This is a genomic window from uncultured Cetobacterium sp. (genome assembly GCF_947038635.1).
Lineage (GTDB): Bacteria > Fusobacteriota > Fusobacteriia > Fusobacteriales > Fusobacteriaceae > Cetobacterium_A.
In genome coordinates this window covers 19,780-46,002 of the sequence record NZ_CAMQXC010000004.1, presented here as the reverse complement: position 1 = coordinate 46,002, position 26,223 = coordinate 19,780, and the positions used below count along the sequence as shown (strand labels likewise).

The 26,223-nt window shown below is 28.9% G+C and carries 26 protein-coding genes; 9 read left to right on the top strand and 17 right to left on the bottom strand.

Translation table 11 applies throughout. From position 1 onward, the window contains the following. Window positions 1–211 precede the first annotated feature (211 nt). Together Q0V08_RS01065 and Q0V08_RS01060 are read left to right on the top strand one after the other, a co-directional pair. Complete coding sequence (locus tag Q0V08_RS01065; protein WP_297431298.1) at window positions 212–940, top strand: GntR family transcriptional regulator; 729 nt, start codon at window positions 212–214, stop codon at window positions 938–940. 95 nt (window positions 941–1,035) lie between these two features. After that, on the top strand, window positions 1,036–2,409 hold the full coding sequence (locus tag Q0V08_RS01060) for a sugar porter family MFS transporter (RefSeq protein ID WP_297431297.1): 1,374 nt from the start codon (window positions 1,036–1,038) through the stop codon (window positions 2,407–2,409). Window positions 2,410–2,436: 27 nt separating this feature from the next. On the opposite strand, the gene Q0V08_RS01055 is transcribed toward Q0V08_RS01060, so the two are convergent. After that, window positions 2,437–3,522, bottom strand: coding sequence for a succinylglutamate desuccinylase/aspartoacylase family protein (locus Q0V08_RS01055; protein WP_297431295.1), 1,086 nt, complete (start codon window positions 3,520–3,522; stop codon window positions 2,437–2,439). Window positions 3,523–3,837: 315 nt separating this feature from the next. On the opposite strand from Q0V08_RS01055, the gene Q0V08_RS01050 reads away from it, so the two are divergent. Then, a complete protein-coding gene (locus Q0V08_RS01050; RefSeq protein ID WP_297431293.1) occupies window positions 3,838–4,416 on the top strand; it encodes a DsbA family protein in 579 nt (192 codons plus the stop codon). A gap of 33 nt (window positions 4,417–4,449) precedes the next feature. Here the strand turns inward: Q0V08_RS01050 and ilvA are convergent, their stop codons facing one another. From ilvA to hpt, 11 genes are all read right to left on the bottom strand, one after another. After that, window positions 4,450–5,658: a threonine ammonia-lyase gene (gene ilvA, locus Q0V08_RS01045; protein ID WP_297431292.1), complete on the bottom strand. Its 1,209-nt coding sequence runs from the start codon at window positions 5,656–5,658 to the stop codon at window positions 4,450–4,452. A gap of 83 nt (window positions 5,659–5,741) precedes the next feature. Then, a complete protein-coding gene (locus Q0V08_RS01040) occupies window positions 5,742–6,656 on the bottom strand; it encodes a DMT family transporter (protein WP_297431290.1) in 915 nt (304 codons plus the stop codon). Between the two features lie 8 nt (window positions 6,657–6,664). Further along, entirely contained in the window at window positions 6,665–10,945 is a 4,281-nt protein-coding gene (locus Q0V08_RS01035) for a PolC-type DNA polymerase III (protein WP_297431334.1), read from the bottom strand. Between the two features lie 48 nt (window positions 10,946–10,993). After that, the gene (locus tag Q0V08_RS01030) at window positions 10,994–11,557 is read right to left on the bottom strand and encodes an RNA methyltransferase (RefSeq protein WP_297431288.1); all 564 of its coding nucleotides are present in this window, start codon (window positions 11,555–11,557) and stop codon (window positions 10,994–10,996) included. A 9-nt stretch (window positions 11,558–11,566) separates the two neighbouring features. Continuing rightward, window positions 11,567–12,085, bottom strand: a complete 519-nt coding sequence (locus tag Q0V08_RS01025) for a gamma carbonic anhydrase family protein (protein WP_297431286.1) — start codon at window positions 12,083–12,085, stop codon at window positions 11,567–11,569. Continuing rightward, the gene (trmD, locus tag Q0V08_RS01020; RefSeq protein ID WP_297431284.1) at window positions 12,082–12,801 is read right to left on the bottom strand and encodes a tRNA (guanosine(37)-N1)-methyltransferase TrmD; all 720 of its coding nucleotides are present in this window, start codon (window positions 12,799–12,801) and stop codon (window positions 12,082–12,084) included. The genes Q0V08_RS01025 and trmD overlap by 4 nt, the downstream gene beginning before the upstream one ends. 10 nt (window positions 12,802–12,811) lie before the next feature. Beyond that, window positions 12,812–13,327, bottom strand: coding sequence for a ribosome maturation factor RimM (rimM, locus tag Q0V08_RS01015; protein ID WP_297431282.1), 516 nt, complete (start codon window positions 13,325–13,327; stop codon window positions 12,812–12,814). A gap of 28 nt (window positions 13,328–13,355) precedes the next feature. Next, window positions 13,356–13,595 (bottom strand): KH domain-containing protein, encoded by a 240-nt coding sequence (locus Q0V08_RS01010; RefSeq protein ID WP_023049843.1) that lies wholly within the window; start codon window positions 13,593–13,595, stop codon window positions 13,356–13,358. Window positions 13,596–13,620: 25 nt separating this feature from the next. Then, window positions 13,621–13,860 (bottom strand): DUF4911 domain-containing protein, encoded by a 240-nt coding sequence (locus Q0V08_RS01005; RefSeq protein ID WP_023049842.1) that lies wholly within the window; start codon window positions 13,858–13,860, stop codon window positions 13,621–13,623. An 83-nt stretch (window positions 13,861–13,943) separates the two neighbouring features. Continuing rightward, on the bottom strand, window positions 13,944–14,735 hold the full coding sequence (rsmA, locus tag Q0V08_RS01000) for a 16S rRNA (adenine(1518)-N(6)/adenine(1519)-N(6))-dimethyltransferase RsmA (protein ID WP_297431279.1): 792 nt from the start codon (window positions 14,733–14,735) through the stop codon (window positions 13,944–13,946). A 21-nt stretch (window positions 14,736–14,756) separates the two neighbouring features. Continuing rightward, entirely contained in the window at window positions 14,757–15,281 is a 525-nt protein-coding gene (gene hpt, locus Q0V08_RS00995) for a hypoxanthine phosphoribosyltransferase (protein ID WP_023049840.1), read from the bottom strand. A 161-nt stretch (window positions 15,282–15,442) separates the two neighbouring features. Between hpt and Q0V08_RS00990 the strand changes: the two genes are divergently transcribed. The 6 genes from Q0V08_RS00990 to Q0V08_RS00965 all read left to right on the top strand — a co-directional run bounded on the left by Q0V08_RS00990 (window position 15,443) and on the right by Q0V08_RS00965 (window position 20,793). Next, complete coding sequence (locus Q0V08_RS00990; protein ID WP_297431277.1) at window positions 15,443–16,144, top strand: PASTA domain-containing protein; 702 nt, start codon at window positions 15,443–15,445, stop codon at window positions 16,142–16,144. A gap of 35 nt (window positions 16,145–16,179) precedes the next feature. Further along, a complete protein-coding gene (gene rsgA / locus Q0V08_RS00985) occupies window positions 16,180–17,046 on the top strand; it encodes a ribosome small subunit-dependent GTPase A (protein WP_297431332.1) in 867 nt (288 codons plus the stop codon). A 50-nt stretch (window positions 17,047–17,096) separates the two neighbouring features. Then, window positions 17,097–17,738, top strand: a complete 642-nt coding sequence (gene rpe / locus Q0V08_RS00980; RefSeq protein WP_297431330.1) for a ribulose-phosphate 3-epimerase — start codon at window positions 17,097–17,099, stop codon at window positions 17,736–17,738. Then, on the top strand, window positions 17,738–18,415 hold the full coding sequence (locus Q0V08_RS00975) for a MarR family transcriptional regulator (protein WP_297431328.1): 678 nt from the start codon (window positions 17,738–17,740) through the stop codon (window positions 18,413–18,415). Before rpe ends, Q0V08_RS00975 begins: the two co-directional genes overlap by 1 nt. Further along, the gene (locus Q0V08_RS00970) at window positions 18,415–20,043 is read left to right on the top strand and encodes an NFACT family protein (protein WP_297431275.1); all 1,629 of its coding nucleotides are present in this window, start codon (window positions 18,415–18,417) and stop codon (window positions 20,041–20,043) included. Before Q0V08_RS00975 ends, Q0V08_RS00970 begins: the two co-directional genes overlap by 1 nt. Window positions 20,044–20,160: 117 nt before the next feature. Further along, complete coding sequence (locus Q0V08_RS00965; RefSeq protein WP_297431274.1) at window positions 20,161–20,793, top strand: murein L,D-transpeptidase catalytic domain family protein; 633 nt, start codon at window positions 20,161–20,163, stop codon at window positions 20,791–20,793. Window positions 20,794–20,820: 27 nt separating this feature from the next. Here Q0V08_RS00965 and Q0V08_RS00960 read toward each other — a convergent pair whose 3' ends face one another. The 5 genes from Q0V08_RS00960 to Q0V08_RS00940 all read right to left on the bottom strand — a co-directional run bounded on the left by Q0V08_RS00960 (window position 20,821) and on the right by Q0V08_RS00940 (window position 26,139). Next, window positions 20,821–21,171 (bottom strand): DUF6672 family protein, encoded by a 351-nt coding sequence (locus Q0V08_RS00960; RefSeq protein WP_297431272.1) that lies wholly within the window; start codon window positions 21,169–21,171, stop codon window positions 20,821–20,823. Beyond that, window positions 21,168–22,265, bottom strand: coding sequence for an ABC transporter permease (locus tag Q0V08_RS00955; RefSeq protein ID WP_297431270.1), 1,098 nt, complete (start codon window positions 22,263–22,265; stop codon window positions 21,168–21,170). Before Q0V08_RS00955 ends, Q0V08_RS00960 begins: the two co-directional genes overlap by 4 nt. Next, complete coding sequence (locus tag Q0V08_RS00950) at window positions 22,265–23,299, bottom strand: ABC transporter permease (protein ID WP_297431268.1); 1,035 nt, start codon at window positions 23,297–23,299, stop codon at window positions 22,265–22,267. Before Q0V08_RS00950 ends, Q0V08_RS00955 begins: the two co-directional genes overlap by 1 nt. Further along, window positions 23,292–24,884, bottom strand: a complete 1,593-nt coding sequence (locus Q0V08_RS00945; protein WP_297431266.1) for a sugar ABC transporter ATP-binding protein — start codon at window positions 24,882–24,884, stop codon at window positions 23,292–23,294. Before Q0V08_RS00945 ends, Q0V08_RS00950 begins: the two co-directional genes overlap by 8 nt. 76 nt (window positions 24,885–24,960) lie before the next feature. Further along, complete coding sequence (locus Q0V08_RS00940; protein WP_297431265.1) at window positions 24,961–26,139, bottom strand: DUF3798 domain-containing protein; 1,179 nt, start codon at window positions 26,137–26,139, stop codon at window positions 24,961–24,963. Window positions 26,140–26,223: the final 84 nt, after the last annotated feature.

The window sequence follows — 26,223 nt, the reverse complement described above, 5'->3', positions numbered from 1 at the left end:
TATTTTTTGTACGTACCACTTTTATTGATACGAGTATACCTCATTTTTTTTCATTGTCAATAATGTATTTTATTTTTATTTCTTTACTTTTTCATCTCCCTCTCTAACCAACATTTTATACAAAATAGTTTCAAAAATATTTTTTTCAAGACAAATTCTCATAACTTTGATATAATTTGAAAAAATTAAACTTTATTAGGGAGGTACTATAGTGATTGATAAATCTTCTACAACACCACTATATTTACAATTGATTGAAATCATTTTAGAACAAATAAAATCTGGTACGTACAATGAAGGTGAAAAAATCCCATCTGAAAGAGAGTTATCAGAAACTTTTAATATTAGTAGAGCTACTGTTCGACAAGCTTTATCTGAACTTGAAAAACAAAAAGACATTTATAAAATACATGGAAAAGGAAATTTTGTATCAACTCATAAAATAAATCAAGATTTGAATGGTTTCTATTCATTCAGTGATGAAATGATTAAATTAGGTAAAATTCCTGGAAATAAAATTCTAAATTTGATTTTAAAAGAAGCTGGAAATGTTATAGCTCCAAAACTAAATATACATCCTAACGATAAAATTTTTATTTTAAATAGAGTTCGTTTAGCTGACAACGAGGCTCTTATGTATGAGACTACATATTTACCTCAGTGGAGATTTGAAGAAATTTCAGAAAGTGATATTGAATTAAATGGACTGTATAATCTCATGAAAAATAAATACAATGTTTCAATTTCATATGCTGAAGAATCTTTTTCTCCATGTATTTTAAGTGAAAATGATAGTTTATTTTTAAATGCAGTTCCTGGTGATTGCGGTATGATTCTTGAAAGATATACATTTGAAAAAAATAGTATTATTGAATATACAAAATCAATAGTCAAAGGAAATAGTTTTAAATATAAAGTTCGTTTAAATAATTTTATTTAAAATATATTTTTAGTTCTTCAAGGATTTATATGTTTTTACTTGTAAAATCTTTATATTTTAATCTTAATTCTATAGTTTTTTAAGGAGGAAATTAAATGAAGAGTAAAAATATATATACCGTAGCCTCTATTGTTGGTATGGCTGGTTTTATATTTGTATATGATTCTGCCAATTTAGGAGGATCTGTTAAATATATACAACCTTATTTTAAGTTAGGTCCTAGTCAAGTTGGAATTCTTGTTGCTATATCTCTTATTGGAAACTTTTTTGGAAGTTTACTTGCAGGATATTTTAGTGATAAAATTGGACGAAAGTTAACAATGATTTACGGAGTTATCGTTGGAATAGTTGGTCTTCTATTTGCTTCACTCGCTCCATTTATTAGTATCTTTTATATTGGACGAATTATTTTTGGTTTTTCTATTGGGTTAATTTTTGTTGCAGCTCCGATGTATATTACGGAAGTTGCTCCTGCTTCTAAAAGGGGGCGAGCTGGATCCATTCGACAACTACTTTTAGCTTTTGGATTAATTTTGGGATATACAATTGGATTTATATTTAACTATTACTTTTCTTTAAAATGGAATATTCAATTTGGATGGAGAGTTTTAATTTTTGTTGAAATTGCATTATTAATTATTATGTTATTTAGTATGCTTACTCTTGTTGAAAGTCCTCGTTGGCTTATAATTAAAGGGCGAGTTGAAGAAGCTAAAAAAAGTTTAGAAGCTTTTATTGATTCAAAAGAACGGGTAAATATAGTTTTTTCAGAAATGCTTACCAATAACTCTCCAGAAATATCTGGAAAAAAAATAAAAATTCGTGGTGGTCTTGTTTATGCTTTAATTCTTTGTATTATCTTCCCTATATTTAGGCAACTTTCTGGAGTAAACGCTATCACATATTATGCTCAAAAAATATTTGCAACTATTTCTAGTGATACTCCTAGCTTAGCTTATTTTCAAAGCATATTTATCGGTGTTTCAGAATTATTAGGTGCTATTTTTGTAGTTACATTTGCCGATAAAATGGGAAGAAAAGTTCTTTTACTTATTGGTGCTGCTGGGATGTTTTTTTCAGAAGCTTTTATTGCATACTCTTTATATGAAAAACAAGTTGGATTAGATTTATCTTATTTCATATATATCTATAACTTTTTCTTTACCATATCTGCTGGTGCTATGCTTACTGTTTACATATCTGAAGTTCTTCCAACTGTTATAAGATCAAAAGGAAGCTCTCTTACTGGTATGATAAATTGGATTGCTGATGCGGCTATAATTTACTCTTTTCCTCTATTAAATGCTAATATATATTTAACAGAGAAATTTCATGGTTCAATTTCATTTATGATTTTTTCTGGCTCTATGTTGGTATTTTTTATTATGATATTATTTCTTCCTGAAACAAAAGATAAAACATTAGAAGAAATTGCAGATTATTGGAAAACAAAAGGTGATTGGGAATAAAAAATGGGCTAATCAGCCCATTTTTATTTATTTTAAAATTTGATCTTTATCTTTTGAATCATATTCTATAACTCTTCCTAAAGAATCTCCTGGTTCACTAAAAGGATAATCTTTTATACTTGCTACTACTCCATCATTTGGTGCTTCATAATTTTTTAAAACTTTTCCAAAAGCATCGTATTGAATAAATAAAATATCCCCTTTTTTTACCTTATCCATCACATTAACTTTCGTCTCTACAAAACCACCTTTTTCCGCTCGAATACGACTCCATGAATTTCCATAAAATGTCTCTATCTCTGGTGTTATTTTTTTTCCACTTAAATTATCCCAATAAATAAGATTATTTATAACTCCATTTGTTGCTCTTTCTACTATCAAAGCTTCTTGTGTTTCTGAAGATCCTAATTCAAAAGTAATGCTCGGAATTCCCAATTCCACAAATGATGTTTCTACAGAACCCTTTTCTCCATTGTCCATTTTTACAATATCTGCTCTTGTTAATTCTGCCATCTTTTTAATATCAGAATTTCTAAAATCAGCATAAACAAATAATGGAAATTTGCTTCCTTTTCCACTTGTATGTAAATCAATTACTTTATCTGCATTTTTTGATAGTAAATTATTCCAAAGTAATGTTGAATATTTTTGATCTGAAGTTGCTGTTTTTCCTGAGTCCATTTGTCTATTTAAATCTGACGTACTTTCAGATCCTCCTCCAAATGTATAGCCTCTATTATTATTTAACAATCCAGGTATATTCATTCCATGAACTATTGTTATTGTTCCCTTTAAATCTTGTGGTTTTAATTTCTCTTTTATCTTATAAGTAGTTAAAATAGGATTCAATTCATTTCCATGAACACCTGAATTAATTAAAAATTTCTTACCAGGTTTTTCTCCTTTAATTACTGTAACAGGAATATACCATGGATTTCCTAAGCTATTCTCTGTTCCTTCAAAGAAAAATTCATATATTTTTCCATTCTCCAAATCCTCTACATCTAGATTTGTTATTACACCTTTCCCTAGATATTTTTCTCCATTGTACTCAGTTTTAGCAAATACTAATGCACTCAATGATAAAAAAGTTAATAAAAAAGTTTTTGACATTTATATCCTCCCAAATTTTAATGTCTACCCCAAAAGAAAAAGACATACCTAAATTGGTATGCCTTCGAGAACTTAATTATAAACTAATAAGCGTATTGTTATGGCAGCGTCACAATACTTAATTCACAGGGTCATAAAGATCATCGCCGTCGGCCTTAGGCTCCTTTTATGGAAGTGAACTAACCTCTCTTCTATTGTTAGAAGGAGTATACTATAAATAAAAAATTTATGCAACTATTTTTTATTTTTTAAAAGGATTTATATTGATATCTTGTAATAGTAATAATATAATTGTAATTACTTAAGGAGGAACTTATGAAAATATCAATAATTTTAGATTTTGTATGCCCTTATTGTTATGTTGGAGAAAAAATTTTAGAAAAAGCTTTAAAAGAAAAAAATTTAAAACCAGAATTTAGATTTTTTCCTTATGAGCTTTCACCTGAACCAATGCCTCAACCAATAGTTAATGAAGCCAGTAAAGAGTATTTTACAAAAAATATAGTTAATTGGGCAAAAGAGGAAAATATTGAAATTAATTTTCCAACAATTAGTCCAAAACCTAGAACAGCACTAGCTTTTGAAGGAATATATATCGCTGAAAAATATGACAAAGGAATCGAATATGTTAGAGCCATTCTTGAAGCATATTGGCTACATAATAAAGATATCGGAAATGTTGAAATATTAATTGAAATTGCTGATAATTTATTAATACCAAAATTTGAATTTGCTGATGCTTTATTATCTGGTAAATTCAGAGAAGCTCACCGAAAATTAAATTCTGAAGTTTCTGAATTTGATTTTGATGTTGTTCCTACTTTCTATATTGATGATACTCAGCTTGATACTTTTCCTAGAACAACTGAAAAATGGTTAGAATTGTTAAAATAGTAAAAATGGCTATCTTTTTAGATAGCCATTTTTTTAATACATTCTATAACCCATATTTGTTAATTTTTCTCTTACTTTTTCTTGATGCTGTTTATCAAAACATTCTAATACAAAAGTTGCTTCTTGAGAAGTTATTCCTAAATTTTGACTATACATAGTTTGATTTATACTTAAAATATTTGCATTCATTTCACAAATAGTAGCTACTACTTTTGCCATCTCTCCAACTTTATCTGAAAGTTCTATTGAAAATGCAAACCTTCTTCCCTCAAGTATAAGAGCCTTATTCAAAACTCTTTCAACAAGATTTATATCAATATTACCACCTGATATCACAGCACAAACTTTTTTATTTTCAGCTTTTATTTTTCCAGCTAAAATTGCTGCAACTGTAGTTGCTCCTGCTCCTTCAGCTACAACTTTACTTTTTTCCATAAGAAATAGTATTGCTTTTGCTATTTCATCTTCTGTTACAGTTACAATTTCATCAACACATTCCTGAACTATTTTAAATGGCTCACATCCTGCTTTTCTTACAGCTATTCCATCTGCAATTGTTGGTTTTGTTGAGATTTCACAGATTTCTTTCATAGCAACAGCTTCTGCCATTGAAGCTGCATGAGCGGCTTCAATCCCTATTACTTTAGCTTCCGGTCTTAATGATTTTATAGCTTTTGCTATACCACCAATAATTCCTCCTCCTCCAATAGGAACTAAAACAACATCTACATCCGGTATGTCTTCTAATATCTCTAATCCTATTGTTCCTTGTCCTGCCATTACAAATTTATCATCAAAAGGGTGTAAAAAAGTGGCTCCAGTTTCTTTTTGAATTTCACAAGCTTTTCTGTAAGCATCATCGTAAACTTCACCTTCTAAAATTACCTCTGCACCATACGATTTTGTAGCTGCAATTTTTGCTAATGGAGCTGTTGCAGGCATAACTATTGTAGCTTTTATTCCTTGAGCTGCCGCTCCTAACGCTACTCCTTGAGCATGATTTCCTGCTGAAGAAGCAATAACACCCGCTGCTCTTTCCTCTGATGAAAGACTTGCTATTTTATTTAAAGCTCCTCTTAATTTAAACGAACCTGTTTTCTGAAGATTTTCTAACTTAAAATACACTGCATTTCCAGTCATCTCTCTAAGAGTTGGACACTCTACTACAGGTGTTCTCTTTAATGAATCCTTTATAGTTTCATTAGCTTTTAATATATCTTCTAAGGTAAAATTACAATCCACGGTTTAACCCCTCCAAATTTCATTATTATATAACTTTTTACAACTTTATTATATATTTTTAGAACATTTTTTTCAAGATTTTTTTAATTTTTTTGATTTCTTGTAATTTTATATATTGTAAATAATAATACACCAGCACTCATAAATTGAACTGGAGATAATAATCTTCCATTGAAAATATAATCAAATACTATTGAAGAAACTGGAAAACACAATTCACACATAGTTGCAATATTTGCTTTTATATATCTAAGTCCTATATAATAAAGTAATACCGCTCCACTTCCTGTTGTTAAACCTATAATAACAAAAATCATCCACTGATGGGGAGTTGTTTTTAAAAACCATCCTAAGTTCCCATTAGCTATAACTATTAAACCAGTTATAATTGATGTGAATAAATATCTTGTGTATAGGGCTGTTCTGAAAGTAGAATGGGCCAGTATTTTTTTACCAAATACTGTTGAACTACCAAAAGAAAATGCAGCTAAAATAGCGTAAATACTTGCTAAACCTATATTATCTCCAACTTCAAAATGAGGTAAAGAGAATTGGAATGTTAATAAATATCCACTCATTAATGCAGCTATCGTCCAAAATACAAAGTTTTTTCCTACTCTTTCTCCTAATAAAATTCTAGCAAGAAATATTGCAAAAACTGGTTGTAACTTTTGTAAAAGAGTAACTACTGTCAGATGATTAAAGTTTACTAAAAATAAAGCTTTTACAATAGATAGTGTTCCTAAAGTTCCTCCAAATAAAGCTATTAAAAAATAGAAAAATAAATCTTCTTTACTTAATTTTTTTATATTTGTAATTTCCGATTTTCCAAATAAAATACTCATACCTACTAAAGGTAGAAGATGCAATACAAATACCACATATGCTACATTTAATTGATATAATCTAGGAGTTAACACTATACCGTCAAATCCCCACATTGTTGCAGCTAAACAAACTAATCCTGCTCCTAAATATTGCTTTTTTATATTAAACACTTTTCCTCCTAGAAAAATAAAGTCGTCTGATTTGTTTCACTTAAAGACTCTATACAATTAAATTCCTTTAACTTGTCCACAGTTGTTTGAGATGTTTTTGTTCTTCTTTTAAAATCTTCATAGGATATAAATCTTCCTAAATCTCTTTCTCTAACTATATTTTCCATTACTGATGCTCCTAAACCATTTAATGCCATTAATGGAACTCTTATCTTTCCATCTTCTATTGTAAATTTAGAACCGTGAGATTTATAAACATCTAAATTTAGAAATTCGAATCCTCTTGCATGCATCTCTACTATTATTTCGCATACTGCTAATTGAGCTTTTTTCTTAACATCAAGTTTTGGTTCTCTATTTAATTCTTGAATTTTTTCTTTAACTTTTACCAAATCATTCATTAATTCAAAATCAAAATCTTCAACTTTTCTACTTAAGTATGCTGCATAGAAAGCCAATGGATAGTGAACTTTAAAATAAGCTATTCTCATTGCCATCATAACATATGCTACTGCATGTCCTTTAGGGAACATATACTTTATTCTTCTACATGATTCTATATACCACTCTGGAACTCCATGGTTTTTCATCAAATCAGAGTATTCTTTCCATTGAGCAACATTTTTACTTGGTTGTCCTTTTCTTACAAACTCCATAATTTTAAAAGCTGTTCCTTTTTCAATACCTTGATCTATCAAGAAGTTCATAATGTCATCTCTAACAGATATTACTTGAGATAGAGTCGCTTTTCCTTCTCTTACAAACTCCTGCGCATTATTTAGCCATACATCTGTTCCGTGTGATAGTCCTGATATTCTAACTAACTCCGCAAAAGTTGTGGGCATTGTATCAACTAGCATTTGTCTAACAAATCCTGTTCCGAATTCTGGAACTCCATACGTTCCTACAACTGACCCTATCTCTTCTTGAGTGACACCTAATGCCTCTGTTCCTGAAAAGATTTTCAATGTTTCTGGATCTCCTAAAGGTATATCATAAACGTCTACTCCTGTATACTCTTGTAACATCTTTATTGTAGTTGGATCATCATGTCCTAATATATCTAATTTTACTAATTGTTCATCCATTACGTGATAATCATAGTGAGTTGTTGTTGAATCACTATTTTGATCATTTGCAGGTCTTTGAACTGGACAAAACTCATATATTGAATTACCTTGAGGAACAACAATCATTCCCCCTGGGTGCTGTCCTGTTGTTTTTTTAGCTCCTTCACATTTTTGAGCCATTCTCATAACTTCAGCTCTTCCTGAGAATATACTATGATCTTCAAAGAATTTTCTTACATAACCTTCAGCATTTTTTTCTGCTAGAGTAGAAATTGTTCCAGCTTTAAATACATTTGATTTTCCAAATAAATCTTCACAATATCTATGGATTTCTGATTGATACTCTCCTGAAAAGTTTAAATCTATATCCGGAACCTTGTCTCCATTGAATCCCATAAATACTTCAAACGGAATTGAATGTCCATCTTTTTTCATTTGTATACCACATTTTGGACAAATTTTATCTGGTAAGTCAACTCCAGCTCCTTCTCTTTCAATAAACTCTGAATGTTTACACTCTGAATTAGTGCATAAATAATGTGGATAAAGAGCATTAACTTCTGTTATTCCCATCATATAAGCTACAATTGATGAACCAACTGATCCTCTTGATCCAACTAAATATCCATTATCTAAAGATTTTTTAACTAGTTTTTGAGCTGATAAATATAATACGGAGAAACCATTTCCTATAATTGCTTTTAACTCTCTTTCTATTCTTGCCTCAACATTTTCAGGCAAAGGATTTCCATACAACTCATAAGCTTTTGTGTAAGTCATCTCCCTAACTATATTTTCTGCATTATCTATTTTTGGCGGATAAAATCCACTTGGAATAGGTTGAACTTTTTCAATCATCTCATTTAATTGATTTGTTGCTTCAACAACAATCTCTTTAGATACATCTTCTCCTAAATAGTTAAACTCTTCTAACAATTCATCAGTAGTTCTAAAATAAAAACCATTATCTACTCTATATTGATTTTCTCTAAATACACTTCCACTTCCATAAAGAAGTATCGATCTTATTTTATGATCCTCTTTTTCTAAATAATGTACATTTGATGACCCCGTAATTAACTTTCCTCTTTCTTTTCCTAAATTATAAAGATATCTATTCATTTTTTCAACATCTTTGAAAGAAGCTATAGCTCCAGTTTCATCACTATCTAAAAATTCTGAAAATCCAATCCTAGGTTGAAGTTCAATATAATCATAAAAATCAATTAATCTTTCAACTTTTGATAAATCATTCCTAAAGTATGCTTCTGATAACTCTCCACTATTTGAAAAATGAATTGAAGTTGGAGCTCCAATAATCAACCCTTCTCTATTTTCATTTAAAACAGTTTTCAAAATTCTTGGTTTTTTACTTCCAAAGTAATCAATATGTGCTTGTGAAACTAATTTATATAGATTTTTTAGTCCTACCAAATCCTTAACCAAAACCATTACGTTTCTTATATCCTGCTTTCTATAATTCAATGGAAATGCTCCAGTCATATCTAACTGATTTGTAACTCCATTTTCTAAATATTTTTCTAAGAATATAGCAAACATAGCTGCTGTAGCTTGAGAGTCATCAACAGCTCTATGGTGATTTTCTAAAGCTACTTTTAAAAATTTTGTCATCGGCTTTAATCCATATCCTTTTTGATTAGGATATAAATCTCTAGCCATTTGTAATGTATCTATAACAGCTGGATTATAATCTATTTCTAAATATTTTTTTATATCTCTTTTTAAAAATCCCATATCAAATGGTGCATTATGAGCTACTAAAGTAGCATCTCCTATAAACGCCATAAATTCTGGTAATATTTTATCTATAGTTGGCATATTCTCAACTAAAGAATCATCAATTCCTGTTATATCTTGAATTTTCTTTGGTATTTTTTTCCCTGGATTAATAAGTTGTGAATATCTATCTACTATTCTTCTTCCTTGTAACTTTACAGCTCCAATCTCTATAATCTCATTTTTATGAGAATTTAAACCTAAAGTTTCTAAGTCAAATACAACATACGTTTCTTCATCTATTAAAACATCTTTAGCATTCTGAACCATTGGCTGTGTATCATCTACCATATACATTTCACATCCAAAGATTATCTTTATATCTTTTCCTTTAGCTGCTTTATATGCAAAAGGAAAAGCATGAACAACACCATAATCTGTTATTGCGACAGCTTTGTGCCCATATTCTAAAGCTCTTCCAACTATCCCTTTTACATCTTCTACCCCACACATTTCACTCATTTTTGTATGAGTATGAAGTTCAATCATTTTTTCATCAGCTGAATCTATTTTTTTAGACTTTACTTTATCCAACTTATTTAATATATTTACTAAAATTATCTCTTCGTTATTTTCAAAGCTATCAATTTGTTTCTTTCCACTAATTTTTACAAAATCTCCAACTTTAACATCAAAATCTTCTGGACTATTTAAAAATATTTTAGCAGTTATTGAGTCCTCTCCATCAGTTATTCTTAAAACCTGAAGAATTTTTCCAGTTCTTAACTCTCTTCCTTCTGTAGCAAATAATTCCCCTTCTACAACTGCTATCTCATTCTCTATTAACTCTTTAAACTCTGATATTGGCATACTTGGACTTTTTATATCTTTCTTTTTACTAAATCCACCTCTTCCCATAGGTACTGCTGACTTTATTTCTACTGGTGGAGCTAGTGCTTTTTCTGTTGGTACTTTCTCAGCAACTTTAGAATTTAAAGTTATTATTTTATTTTCTATTTCAGTTTCTATAGATTTTATCTCACTATTAAAATCTCCTGATATGAAATTTACTTTAAACCCTCTAATTCCATAGTTTTCTAAAAGAGTTTGTATTTTTATATCTAAATTTGAACTATACAGTGTTTCTACTGCCATCTCATTTTTCAATTCAATATCAATTACTTCATTTTTTATAGATATTCTATATAGATATAAAAATGATTTTGAAATGGCATTAGTTCTTTTTAATTTTTCAATAACTCTTTCAATAATTTCTAAAAAATTTTCTTTTGTAATCTCTTTCGTTAAATAATCTATTTTGAAATTAATATCTAATTCATTTCCAAACTTCTTTTTTAAATTTTCATAAGCCTTATCTAATCCTTTTAAATCCTGAGGAGTAGAAACCACACAGATAAGATCCATTTTTTTATTTCTTTCACTAAAAACAATCTCTGTTATTTCTATATTTTCAATCCCCATATCTTTAAAAATATTTCTTTGAGGTCTTATTCTAATTTCTCTTCTCAATTAATTTTCTCCTAATAATCTATCTAAAATTATTGAAACTGCTGATCTAACAGATAAATGATTATATTCTGCATTTCCTCTAATTGGTTCTAATATATAATCTGACATATTCATTACTTCATCTATTAATCCCCAACCTGTTCCAAATAATATTAAATATGGCTGATCATCATTAATCATTTTTTCAGATAAATTTTTATAACTTATTGAGTTTGGAAATATTTTTGCTGATGTTGTTATTATTAGAGGTCTTTTTCCCTCTCTTTCTTCTATTTCAGAAATACTTTTTTCTATTGATTCATAAACTCTTGTTCTACCAAAAGCTTCCTCTCTATCCCTATTATATCCTGTTCCAAATCCTTCTTGCCAATATCCAATAATTCTTTCTGTAAGTTTTTTTTGTGCATCTACAGATACTATAATATGGTATTGATTTACATCATATGTTCTACATGTTCTTGAAATATCATGAATATCAAAGTTTGTTACTGATGTACAAACCACATCTCCTCTTTTATTGTAAACTGGTGAGTGAACTAGTCCTAAATATATTGCTTTTCTCATTAATCTTACCTACCCTATTCTCTCTAATTTTTTGTACATTTCTATTTTTTCTAAATACACTTTATTAGCATATTTTAAATAATCTATATTTTTATCAGAAAGTTTTTTTACTACCTTTGCAGGAGAACCTATTATCAAATCTCCTTCTTGAGCTTCTAACTTATCAGTAACTAAACTTCCCGCTCCTACGATACAGTTTTTAGGAATTTTAGCTCCATTTAATAAAATTGATCCCATTCCTATTATGACATTATCTCCTATTTCACATCCATGTATAATACAATTATGTCCTATTGTTACATTTTCACCTATTGTTACAGGATATGGTGTATCTCCATGAACTGTTGTATTATCTTGAATATTTGAATTATTTCCAACTTTAATTTTACTCATATCAGCTCTTAAAACTGCTGAAAACCAGATACTTACATTTTCTCCAGTCTCTACATCTCCAATTATAGTCGCATTATCAATAATAAGATTATTCTTTCCAATTTTTGGAACTAGCTCTCCTAATTTATATATCATATCTCTTGCTCCTCTTTTATCTCTTTTAAAAGTTTTTTTTCTAGTTTACTAAACTCTCTATCTTTTAAAAGCTCTGGTCGTCTTTTTAAAGTTCTTTCTAAACTCTGTTTTAATCTCCATTCATCTATATTTTTATGATGACCGGACATCAAAACTTCTGGAACTTTTAATCCCTCAAATTCAGCTGGTCTAGTATAATGAGGGTAATCTAATAATCCATTATAAAAAGAATCATTTTCATAAGATTCTTTTTTTATAACTCCAGGAATAAGACGAACTATCGCATCTGATATTACCATAGCTGGTAACTCTCCACCTGTTAAAACAAAGTCACCTAAAGATATCTCTAAATCTACTTTGCTATCAATTACTCTCTCATCTATTCCTTCATAATGACCTGCTATTATAGTTATCTCTTTTTCAGTAGATAACTCACATGCTAATACTTGATTTAATTTTACACCTTGGGGAGATGTATAAATAACTTTTCCTTTATTCCCCTCTAGAGCTCTTAATAATGGTTCTGGTTTCATAACCATTCCAGCTCCTCCTCCAAAAGGTATATCATCACACTGCTTATGTTTCCCTTCAGCGAAATCCCTTATATTAACTATGTTAATTTCTACCTGCTCTCTTTCCACAGCTCTTTTTATAATACTATGCTCTTTAAAAGAATTAAAAAACTCTGGAAATAGTGTTAATATATTTATTTTCACAACGTTCTCCTTAATCTTTCTTTCTTTCTCTCATTCCTTCAATTAAAGAAACTAATATCTCTCTTTTATTAAAATCTATATTTTTTATAAAAACTTCTACATCTGGAATCATTGTTTCAAACTCTTCATCTTCTATAACATAGATATCATGTGCTGCAGTTTCATATATATCTACAACTTCACCTATATTTTCGCCATCCTCTGTTATAACTTTCATTCCCATTACATCATTAGCTAAAAACTCATCTTCTTCAATTCCTAAAAGATCTCTTCTTACTTTTATAACTCCATTTTGAATTAAACCAGCATCTGTTTTATTTGTTAACTCTTCAAATTCTACAATCCATTTTTTATCTATCATGCTTGATACTTTTTTTATAGTTAAAATTTTTACCTCTCCTGATGGTAGCTCAATCATAACTTTATTTCCACTTAAAATCTCTAAATTATCTATATTTGAAGTAACTTTTATTGCTCCCTTTAAGTGATGAGTTCCTGAAACTCTTCCAACTGCTAATAACTCCATTAATATTCTCCTTTAATTCTTTTAAATTTTAGTCTACAAATTCAACATTTACATTTAATCTATCTTTAACCCCTGCTGCTTGCATAACTCCTCTTATTGCATTTGCTGTTAAACCATTTTTTCCAATAACTCTTCCCATTTCACCTTGAGCAACACTTACTTTGAAAGTTACAGTATCATCTATTAAGTCATAACTTATTCTGATTCCCTCTTTTGTTTCTACTAATTCACCTATAATATAATTAATTAATAACTCTAATTTTTCCATAAATTTATCCTCCTAAATTTTTATTTTATAACTCTCCAGACCAAGGTCCTTCCCAAACTATTTCAGCTTTTACCCACTTTCTATTTAAATCTTCAACAATCATTCTAACATCCTCTTTAAAATCAGTTGTAGAAACTATTGTTAAATCTCCCTCATCTGCATTTTTTGTTCTTACAATTCCAACGCCCTCATATGCTTCCATTATTTTATTAATAAAATCTATATCCTCACGTTTTGTTTTTATTTTAAATTCATAACTGTCCATTTTTACTCCTTATTTAAGCTAAAAGGAGGCTTTCAAAAATTAGGAAATCCCCTCTTTTATCCATGCCTCACTTATTAAAAGTTTTATTCTTCTTCAAATATCTCAGCTAAATCTATAAACTGTTCAATTGTTAAATTTTCAGCTCTTTCTGTTTCTGATATTCCTAATTTTTCTAATTTTTCTCTTATAAAATCTTTAGAATACCCTAAAGTTGTTAGATTATTTATGATATTTTTTCTTTTGTTTGAAAAAGCTGCTTTTACATATTTAAAAAATAGGCTCTCTGAAATTCGATCCTCATATCTTCTATCATTGTAAAACTTTATTGACATAAAAGCTGAATCTACCTTTGGTGGTGGCGTAAAAAATGCTTTTGGTATTGTAAATAAATACTCTGCTTCTCCATAATACTCTACAGCTAGTGTCAATACGCTTCTCTCTTTTCCAGATTTTGAGCACACTCTTTCTGCAACTTCTTTTTGAACCATTATAAACATTTCACTTATTATATCTCTATTTTCAATGATTTTATTTATAATTGGTGATGTTATATAGTAAGGAATGTTAGCAACTACTCTTCCTTTACTTAATACACTTTTTAAATCTACTGTTAAAACATCCTGCATTATTAAATTAAATTTAGGGTTTGATGAATATTTTTTTGTAAGTATCTTTTCTAAATCAGTATCAATTTCAATGCACGTTACATTTTTAGCTCTTTCTAATAATAAAGCCGTTAATGCACCTTCTCCTGGACCAATTTCAACTATATGTTCATCGTCTTTAACGTTTGAAACTTCCATAATTTTGTTCAAAACATCATTTTGATCTGTTAAGAAGTTTTGTCCAAATTTTTTCTTATGTTTAAAGGACATCTTTCCTCCTTTTACTTTTTTTTACTTTCTAACTACTTTTCCAATATAAGGAAGGTTTCTATATAGTTCATCATAGTCTAAACCATATCCAACTACAAACTCATCTGGAATTTCAAATCCAATATACTCTCCAACCATCTCTACTTTTCTTCTACTTGGCTTATCTAATAAAGAACAAACTTTTAAAGATTTTGGCTGTTTTGACATTAAGAATTTTTTAACTGATTCTAAAGTTAAACCTGTATCGATTATATCCTCTATAATTAAAACATCTTTTCCTGTTAAATCTTCATCAACATCTTTTAAAATCTTTACTACACCTGTACTATCAGTTCCTCCATGGTAACTAGAGACTTTCATGAAATCCATAGCTAAATCTAATTCTACATTCTTTAGTAAATCTGCCATGAACATGATTGATCCCTTAAGTAGACCTACACAAATAAGATCTTTTCCTTCATAATCCTTTTCAATCTCTTTTGCAACCTCTCTTATTCTAGCTTGTAAATCACCTTCAGAAATCATTTTCTCTATTGTGTAATCCATTTTACCCTCCTAATTTTCAAATAATAGTTTACAAAATATTCTATCATTTAAGCTACTATTTATCAAGTAATTATTGATATTTTAGTGCCACTATGATATTATTTTATAAGTATTTAGAGTATTTTATTATTTAATTTCATAGCACCACTTTAGGAGGAAAAATGAAAAAATATTTAGCATATTTGCTATCATGTATACTTATTGTTTTTATCTGTTTTTTTAGTTTTAATATATTCTTAAAAACATATTTTAACAAAAGTTTTTATTCACTACCAAATCTTGTTGGAATGAATCTAAAACAGATAGAAAAAATACCATCTATTGATAAAGTAAATGTAATTATTGCAGGAAATGATTTTTCTGATTTACCCATTGGAACTATCTTTAAACAAAATCCAGCTCCTGAAAAAGTTGTAAAAGAGGGAAGAACTGTTAGAGTTTGGTTAAGCAAAGGTAAAGATGACTACACTATGCCTGATTTTACAAATAAAAACCTTATCGAAGTTTCAGCTAAACTCCAAGAAGAGGGAGTTAAAATAAAAAAAGTTTCTTATACATCTTCAAACTTGCCATACAATACTGTTTTAGCCACAACTCCATCTTTAGGCCAAAACACTCAAAAGAATAAAGGAGTATCACTTTTATTAAGTAATTCTAACTCAGTTGCTTCTGTTGAAGTTCCTGATACAATAGGATTTACATACGAAGAGGCTACTAATGAATTAATTTCAAAAGGTCTTATTGTTGGTGTTGTTAAAGAAAAAGTAATTCCTAATTTAGAAAAAGGAATTGTTGTTGAAACTACTCATATTGGTGAAACTGTTCCTGCTGGAACTATCATTGATATTGTTGTTAGTTATTAATTTAAGGAGAGTGAATTATTATCGAAGGAATTGTTATCAATAAAATTCAAGGATTTTATAATATTGAAAGTGAAGGAAAAGAATATCTTTGTAAATTAAGAGGAATTTTAAAAAGATCAGACAAAAGAGAAAATTGTACAGTGGGTGATTACGTTGTTTTTGATGCAGATGGCTTTATAACTGAAGTTAAACCCAGAAAAAATCTTTTGAGAAGACCTTTAGTTGCAAATATTGATTATGGTGTTATTCAATTTGCTGCTAAAGATCCTGCTATTGACTATGAAAAAATAAACATTTTAATATTAAATAGCTTATATAATAAAATCAGTCCTGTATTAATAATCAATAAAATAGATCTTTTATCACAAGAGGAATTAGAGGAAATTAAATCTAATTTAGAATACCTATCTAAGATAGATATTCCAGTTTTTTATATATCAACTTATAAAAACCTTGGTATGGATGAATTAAAAACATTTTTAAAAGATAAAGTTACTGCTTTTGGTGGACCTTCTGGAGTTGGTAAGTCAAGTATTTTAAATCTGTTACAAGATTCCAAAGAATTAAAAACAGGTGAAACAAGTAAAAGATTAAGAGCTGGAAAACACACAACTAGAGATAGTAAACTGCTTACTCTTCCGAGTGGAGGTTTTGTTATTGACACTCCTGGATTTTCATCAGTTGATCTACCTCCTACTAGTGATGCTCAAGATCTAATATCACTTTTTCCTGAATTTCATCAATTCGGAGATGGGTGTAAATTTAATAACTGCGTTCACGTAAATGAACCTCAATGTGGTATAAAATCTGCTGTTGATTCAGGAAAAATTACAAAAGAAAGATATGAATTTTACAAACGTTGTTATGATAAATCTAAAAATGAAATTTGGAATAAATATTAGAACAAATATTATTACTTAAACTATTACACAAAGGAGTGAAATTTTAAATGATAAAAAAAGATATCAAGATAGCACCATCAATTCTTTCAGCAGATTTTAGTCAATTAGGTAATGAAGTTATAGCAATTGACCACGCTGGAGCCGATTATATACATATTGATGTTATGGATGGAATGTTTGTACCTAACATAACTTTTGGAGCACCTGTTATAAAAGCCATTAGAAATAAAACTAGTTTAGTTTTTGATGTTCATCTTATGATTGAAGCACCTGAAAGATATATTGAAGATTTTGTTAAGGCCGGTGCTGACATAATTGTTGTTCATGCTGAAGCTACAAAACATCTTCACAGAACTATTCAATTGATTAAATCTTTTGGAGTTAAAGCTGGTGTGTCTTTAAATCCTGCTACTCCTGTTGAAGCGATAAAATATGTTATTGATGATTTAGACATGGTTTTAATTATGTCTGTTAATCCTGGATTTGGAGGACAAAAGTTTATTGAAAACTCAATCCAAAAAATTCAAGAAGTTCGTAATTTAAATAATACTATTGATATCCAGGTTGATGGTGGAATAACAAATGAAACAATCGGAAAATGTATTGATGCCGGAGCTAATATTTTTGTTGCTGGTTCTTATGTTTTCTCTGGTAATTATGAGGAGAGAATTAAATCTTTAAAGGAGAGATAATTATGAATAATATAAATAAAGTAAATGATGTCTTAGAAAACTTTTACAAGCTTTTCTATGAAACAGAAGATTTAGCATTAAAAAGAGGAATAAAATGTATAACTCATACTGAGCTACACATAATTGAAGCTATTGGAAAAGAGTCACTTAGTATGAATGAGTTATCTGATAGACTTGGAATTACTATGGGAACTGCTACAGTTGCAATTACAAAACTAAGAGAAAAAGGGTTTATCGATAGAGTTCGTTCTGATGCTGATAGAAGAAAAGTTTATGTTTCTCTATCTAAAAAAGGAATTGAAGCATTAAACTATCATAACACTTATCATAAAAATATAATTTCAACTATTACAGAAAATATTCCAGAAAAGGATTTAAATCATTTTACTGAAACTTTTGAATTAATTTTAAAAAATTTAAAAGACAAAACAGAATTTTTTAAACCTCACTCTGTTACAGAGTTTCCTGTAGGAGCTGTAGTATCTATTAACGAAGTTAAAGGAACTCCTATTATACAGGATTATTTTGCTAATAACGGAATAGAACATTACTCAACAGTTAAAATCATAGAATCTGAAGAAAAAGATAAGGTAGCACTTGAAAAAGAGGACGGTTCTATTTTAAAAGTTAATCTTTTAGATGCAAAAAATCTTATTGCTATAAAGGTTGAAGAATAATGCTGTACCTTGATGGTATATCTTTAAATAAAATTAAAACCGAGCTAGAAACTTCTTTAAAAGGAAAAGGTGTCAATAAAGTAGTTCAAACTAGTTCGCTTGCTGTAAGTATTAATTTTGGGAAACAGAGATTTATACTCTCTTGTTTCCCTTCTCTTTCATTATGCTACCTATCAGATACAAAAGAGGATAATTTATTAGAAGAAAATAGTTCTTTTGCCTTAAACTTAAAAAAATATATTGTCGGCTCAACTTTAATATCTATTAATCAATTAGGATATGACAGAATTCTTATTTTTACTTTTTCTAAACTGAATGAACTTGGAGAAGTAAAAATTTATAACTTATATTTTGAGATGATGGGAAAGCACTCTAATCTTATTCTTACTACAAAAGAAAATAAAGTCCTAGATTCTATAAAACGTTTTTCTATTGAGGAGAATCCAAGTAGAGTATTATTCCCTGGAATTGATTATTCAACACCGTCTCTTGAAAAAAAACTTTCTCCCTTAAACTTAAACGAAGAGGAGTTTCTTAAAGAGAAAAATGAAAAATCACTTCTTAAAAACATAGAAGGACTTGGAAAAACTCTTGCTAATTCACTTACATCATTTGAAAACTTAAAAGATATTTTAAAAGATGAAATAGCTCCTAAAATATTTTTTAATGAACATAATGAAATTATCTTAGCTACTGTTTTAAATATAGAGCCCAAAGAGTATGCCACGGTAATTACATACTCTTCATTCCAAGAGTTGATAAATTTTTATTTAAATAATCAAAATTTATCTAATACTTTTAAAATTTTAAAAGATAAACTTATGTCTTGTATAAAAAAAGAGATTAAAAAATCTGAAAAAGTAATTATTTCTATAAAAAAAGATCTTGAAGAGAAAAAAAACTTTGATAGATATAGAGAGCTCGGAGATATATTAGCTGCCTCTTTATATTCTTTAAAAAAAGGCATGAATGAAGTAGAACTTTATGATTTCTATAATGATTGCATGTGTACAATTCCTTTAGATCCATTGGTTACACCTCAAATAAATTTAGAAAAAATATATAAAAAATATAATAAGTTAAAAAAAGGTATGGAATATAATCAAAAAAGATTAATTGAAATATCTGATAATTTAAAATATTTTTTAGGTGTTGAATCTTTTATTAATAATAGTGATTCTAAAGAAAATCTAAAGTTAATTGAAGAAGAGCTTTCTAGTCAAGGTTATTTAAAAGTTCCTTCTAAAACAAAACATAAAAAAAGTATTAAAAAACAAGCTATTAAAACTTTTAATTTTGGAGAAATTACTATTGATGGTATTTTAGTTCGATATGGTCGAAATAATTTAGAAAATGATGCTTTAACAACTAAATATTCTCATAGAGAAGACATGTGGTTTCACTGTAAAGATATGCCTGGAACTCATGCTGTCGTAAACGCCAATGAATCATTATCCGAGAAATCTATTTATGATATCGCTGTGTTTTGTGGTCAACAATCAAAGTTACCTAAAGGAACTAAACTTACTGTTGATTACACACAAATTAAATATTTAAATAAACCTAAGGGAGCTAAACCTGGATTTGTTACTTATAAAATTTTTAAATCAATTGTTGTTACTTTATAAAATATAATGGGAAAATTCTTAATAAGAATTTTCTCATTTTTTTATTTTTTTCTCTACTTTTTGACCTATTTTTTGTTATAATAAAAAAAACAAAATTTTATTTTTCAGGAGTGGTTTATGAAACAAAAATTATTATTTTTATTCTTGATTCTTTATATGACTGTTTTTAGCTCTACTTCATCTCTCTATAAATCATTGGAACTAAAAGATAAAATGAATTATAGTGTATTTAAAAATGCCGTAAAAGGAGCTTCTAAAATTAAAGGAAAAACTTTTCAATTTTTAACAGTTATTGATTTTACTAAACCATCTACTGAACCAAGATTCTCAGTTATTGATTTAAAGAAAAAAAAGTTACTTTATTATACTTATGTTTCTCATGGAAAAAACAGTGGAAAAGTTCTTGCTACAAAATTCTCTAACGCACCTAACTCTTTCCAAAGTTCTCTTGGATTTTTTATTACTGATACAAAGCCATATTTTGGAAACTATGGTTATTCTTTAAGATTAAAAGGTCTAGAAAATCGTTTTAACTCTAATGCTTACGACAGAGCAATTGTTATACATGGTGCTGATTACGCATCTAAAAAATATATCGATCAAATGGGATTTTTAGGAAGAACTCTTGGATGCCCTGCTATTCCAACTGAACTTTCTAAAGAGGTCATTGATCTTTTATCTAACAACTCAATAATTTTTATAGCTGGTGACGATACTAAATATTTAAAAGAGAGTACATTTATAAATTAAAAGGAGAGAATACTATATTCTCTCCTTTTAATATTGATTAATTGTTTTTAACCAATTTTCTTCATTATTTAAAAACTTCTCCACTTCTAGTTCTCCACTTTTATTCATCTTAAAATTTATAACTCCATCAATTTCTTTTTCATTTACCACAATAGAAAATTTATGAGTTATTCCTTTCAAATCAAATACAGCTTTTTTATTCTTTCCTATTTTTTTATCTTTTTCTCCAGAAATTTTTATCACTATATTTGTACTCATATCTTTATTTTTATAACTGTTATTTACAATTAGAGTATGTTCTTGACCTGTTGAATATAAAACCCAACCAATTAAACATACAATCAACAAAAATATCAATATGCTTAACTTTTTTCTCATATAGTTTCCCCCTTACTATTAGAGATCTCATTTGCTCTTTCTGCCCGTTTCTCTCGTTCTCTTCTCCATTCATGCATCACTAAAACTAAAGCTATTATTCCATATGATACAAACACTCTAAAATACTCTCCTATTTGAGCTGACCCCATCAGTTCTTTTCCTGCCACTGGGGAAATAATAAACATCATATGAAATAAAATAATTCCTGTTATTGCGTTTGGAATACTTGCTTTAACAGCTGATGCTCCTCCTATTAATAAAGCAGCAATAGAAAACATCCCTATTTGTTCATGACTATTATAAGTATTCATAGTTCCTATATTTTGTAAATATATAATCTGCCCAAACCCTGCAAGTACCGTTGATATTACAATAGCTAAAACTCTTGTTCTATCTACATTTATTCCTGCAGCTCTAGCTATTTCAATATTTTGTCCTACGGCTCTCATATCTTGTCCTAATTTAGTTTTTCTAAACCAAACTATAAATATGCATAAAAGCCCTACTAACAAAAATGTTGCTGCTGGTATTTTTTGTCCCAAAACATCTATCTCTAATAGGTTATCTAATCCTCTTCTAACACCTTGCAAATCTATTGCATTTCTTATTCCACTCCCTCTTGAAAGTATCAATTTTGGGTTTGATATCTTTATTATACTTCCCATTCCATACAGAACAACTAATTGATAAATTCCATTCATAAATAACCCTAAGATCATAGAAGTTATCATCTCTTTTCCTTTAGATTTATTTAATATATTTCCACTAAAGTACCCCAAAGCCATTGCTATGGGAGTTGATAAAATCATAGCTAAAAATACACCCTGCCATCCTATTATTCTATATTCTGTTATAAAAATAAGGGCTATTTGTCCAGCCATTGCTCCTAAAACGATACCAAAGTTTAATCCCATTCCAGCTATTATTGGGATTAATAGTGATAAAACTAAAAATAAATTTCTATCTAATCTTAATATCATCTCTTGAATTAAGTATTGAGGAGTTAATTTAGATATTGGAATTATTGAAGAAATAAAGATTAAAATAAAAATTGGAACTATATTCTTTTGTAAAAAACTTTTTATTTTCTCCATTATCTTTCTCCTCCTTTTCTAGTTAATGCATAAATTATCATTCCATTTGATATTATAACTCTTATAGTTTCTGACATATCTGTTTTTATCAATCCGCTTATTACTATTGGAGTCATTGTTATAACTCCTTGAAACAAAACAGTTCCAATGATAACATTAAATATAGAAGCTTTTCTCACTGAAGCTCCTCCAATTAAAATTGCTGCTATAGCAGGAAATGCCATATAAAAAGGCGCTAAATATAACTGTATAAATCCAAAACTTTGTTGGTAAACAATTATTCCGATACCTGCTATCATAGTTGACATTATAACTGAATTTATTCTCGCTTTGTTAATATCAACACCTATTGATCTAGCAAATTTTTCATTAGCTCCAACAGCTTTCATAGCTAATCCATTCCTACTTTTAAAATATTCTTTTATTAAAAATGCCAATAATAAAAAGAATACTATCTCTCCAATATAACTAAAATTTCCTGAGGAAGAAAATATTGCACCTAAAATTTTATTCCAATACCCTTCAACACTTATTGTTGTTCTTAATCCCTCTCCACCATATGCCCAAATCATATCCGGCTTTTTAAAAGGTAATACGAGCCACATAATACACATAAATGCAACTGATGAAAACCCAACATACGTTGCTATCATCATCTCTCCACCTTTAACTCTATTTAATATAGAGCCATATCCATAACCAAATAATATTGATATTGGTAATGATATTAATATTGCACCTAAAAATCCAAGTAATCCAGTTAATCCTAGTTCTATACTTAAAACTGCTCCAAGTAATCCTGCCTCTACACCTAAAGGCATACCAAAGTTTAATCCTGTTCCTCCTTGAATCATTGGAATAAGAGATAATACTAATATTATATTCATTCCTACTCTAATTAAAGTATCCTGAAAAGCTACTTTTAAATTAACTCCTACAAAAGGTGCTAGTATATATAGCGAAAGTAAAAACAAGGCTATTATTATTCTTGGTAATCCTATCTCTTTTATTTTTTTTACTATATTCTCATTCATTTTTATCCCCCTTAACTCCTGTCATTAATTTTCCAAACTCTAACAGGTCATCCTCTGGAGATAAAATACCTGCAATTTCACCCTCCGTTACAATTGCGATTCTATCGCAAACTGATCTTAACTCTTCTAATTCTGACGAAGTTAAAATTATTGTCATCCCACTATTTTTATTATATTCTTTCAATGTTTCAAGAACAATTTTTTTTGCTCCAATATCGATTCCTCTTGTAGGTTCTGATATAAAAAGTATATCTGGGTTTATTGTAAATGCTTTTGCTAAGCATACTTTTTGTTGGTTTCCACCACTTAGTTCTCCTACCCTTTGGTTCCCACCCATACATTTAATCTCTAATTTCTCAATGTAATGTTCACTATTTTTGTCTATTTCTTTTTCATCTATACTTTTTAATAGTCCAAAATATTTTTCTTTTAAAAATTTACTTTTTATATATATTGATGGATAAGCTATATTCATACTTATCTTTTCATCAAGTATGAGTCCAACTTCTTTTCTATCTTCAGATACAAAATACATACCTTTCTCTAAAGGAATTTTAGGATTGTTTAAATTTATTTTTTCATTTTTATATATAACCTCTCCCCCTGCTGGATAAAGTCCCATTACTCCATTAGCTATTCCTACTTTCCCTTGACCAGCCATTCCTCCTAATCCTATTATTTCACCTTTTCGAACTTTTAAATTTATATTCTTAGCTTTTTCTCCTGGCATATCTACCCATAACTTTTTCATTTCTAAAATAATTTCTGGGTTATTCTCTTTTTTCTCTTCTTTTTTAGCTTTCCCTCCTATCTCTCTACCTATCATTAATTTTGTAATTTCATCTACATTAGTTTCTGATGTTTCTAATTCACTCATCATAATACCATCTCTTAAAACTATAATCCTATCTGAGACATCCATAATTTCATTTAATCTATGAGTTATAAATATAATTGCTATTCCTTCACTAGCTAATCTTTTCATTGTTTTTAATAAAATTTCAGCTTCTTTTTCTGTTAAAACTGCAGTTGGCTCATCTAAAACTAATAACTTTACATTTTCTCTCTCTATTTCTCTTGCAATCTCTGTAAATTGCATATGCGCTACAGGCATCTCATCAACTTTGGTATCTACATTCAAATCAACTCCTAAATGTGACATCGCAATCTTTGCTCGTTCTCTATCTTTTTCAAAATCTATTTTACTTATTCTTTCTCCAAATATTTCTTTCACAAAAGACCTTTTTAAACTCTCTCTATTTAAAACTATATTCTCTGAAGCCTTAAATCCTGGAATTAAAGAAAATTCTTGATGAACCATTCCTATTCCCGCATTTAAAGCATCAAAAGAACTTTTAAAATGTACTTTTTTACCTTGAAAAATCATTTCTCCATTATATCCACCAGTTTCTTCTATTAGAGACATTCCAAATATTATCTTCATTAAAGTAGATTTCCCTGCACCATTTTCTCCAACAAGACCTACTATCTCTCCCTCTTTTATCGTAAAATTTATATCTTTTAATACTGTGTTTTCTCCAAAACTCTTAGATACTCCTGACATCCTTAAAAGTTCTTTTTGCATTATATCACTTCCTCCTATACCTCTATCAAAAATTTTGACCACTAGTCAGGTAAAGTCTAGTGGTCAATAATTTCAATTATTTTATTGAAAAATATTTTTCTGGCACTTCTAGTTCTGTCATTTTTAAATAACCTTTTCCTAAAACATATGTATCTTGATATAATAAATAGAAATTCTCTTTTTCTACTCCTCTAACATCTACATAATTACTTCCATTCCATTGAGCTCCTGGAGTATTTTTTGCCAGAACTTCTTTTAAAGCATCAAAATCATCTATTTGAGCTTTACCATCTAGTACTTCTTTTGCTAAATCAACTAAAGAAACTGTAACAGAGAAATTATACGAATAAGCCCATGTTCCCATTCTTTTTGCTCCACCTTTTTCTTCTACAGTTTTTTCAACTTTTTCTAAAATCTTTGGCCAATTTCCTTTTTCATCTTCTGTAAATTGTATTCCTAAAGCTCCTGGATATCCCATTGTAGGCGATGGTAAATCTGCTTCAACAAAGTATCCACCTTTCTCTGCAACTCTTTTTAATAACGGCTCTGTATGAGCATCATTTGTTGCAAAAAAAGCTGTTTTATCTCCATATTTAGTTATCCAATTTGGAACTTGCTCTAAAATAAATTGTTGTGCTCCTGCGACTCCTACATCACTTACGGGATCCGGGGCTGTCATTTCAATAAACTCCATTCCTAAATCATTTGCAGCAACTTTCATTACATTTCTTCTTTTTGATAGAAGCTCATAACTCATATGTCTCGGAAATGATATATGCATAAACTTGTCTGCTCCCATCTCTTTTGCTGCTTTTACTATTAAGTAACCTCTTGCTATACTATCTGGATTAACAACTAAATCTGAAACCTCTCCAATCATTTCTGGATCTTCATGTGGAGAATTTGCTAAAAGTAAAATATCAGGTCTTTTTTCTCTAATTCTTCTAAATGCTTCTACTGTTCCTGGAATTGCTTCTCCTACAACAATAGCTTTCATTTTAGGATCATCTGCTAAACTTACCATTTGAGAGATTGTTGTCTCCATCTCTTGCATAAAATTATCTGGATAAGTTACATGAACTATCTCTCCACCCTTATCTGCTGCTCCATATAATTTTATGGCTTCTTCAGCTCCTCTCAGTCCATCTTCTGATTGAGAAACTGTTCCTGTTATTACTCCAATGTGATATGGTGCTTGTCCCATACTAACTATTGATAATAAAAAACTCATTAAAATTAAAAAAAATTTTTTCATAAATCCTTATCCCTCCCTACAACTTTATTTTAATTTTTATTATTTGAATTAATATATTTTATATTATAGTTTTTTAAAAATATA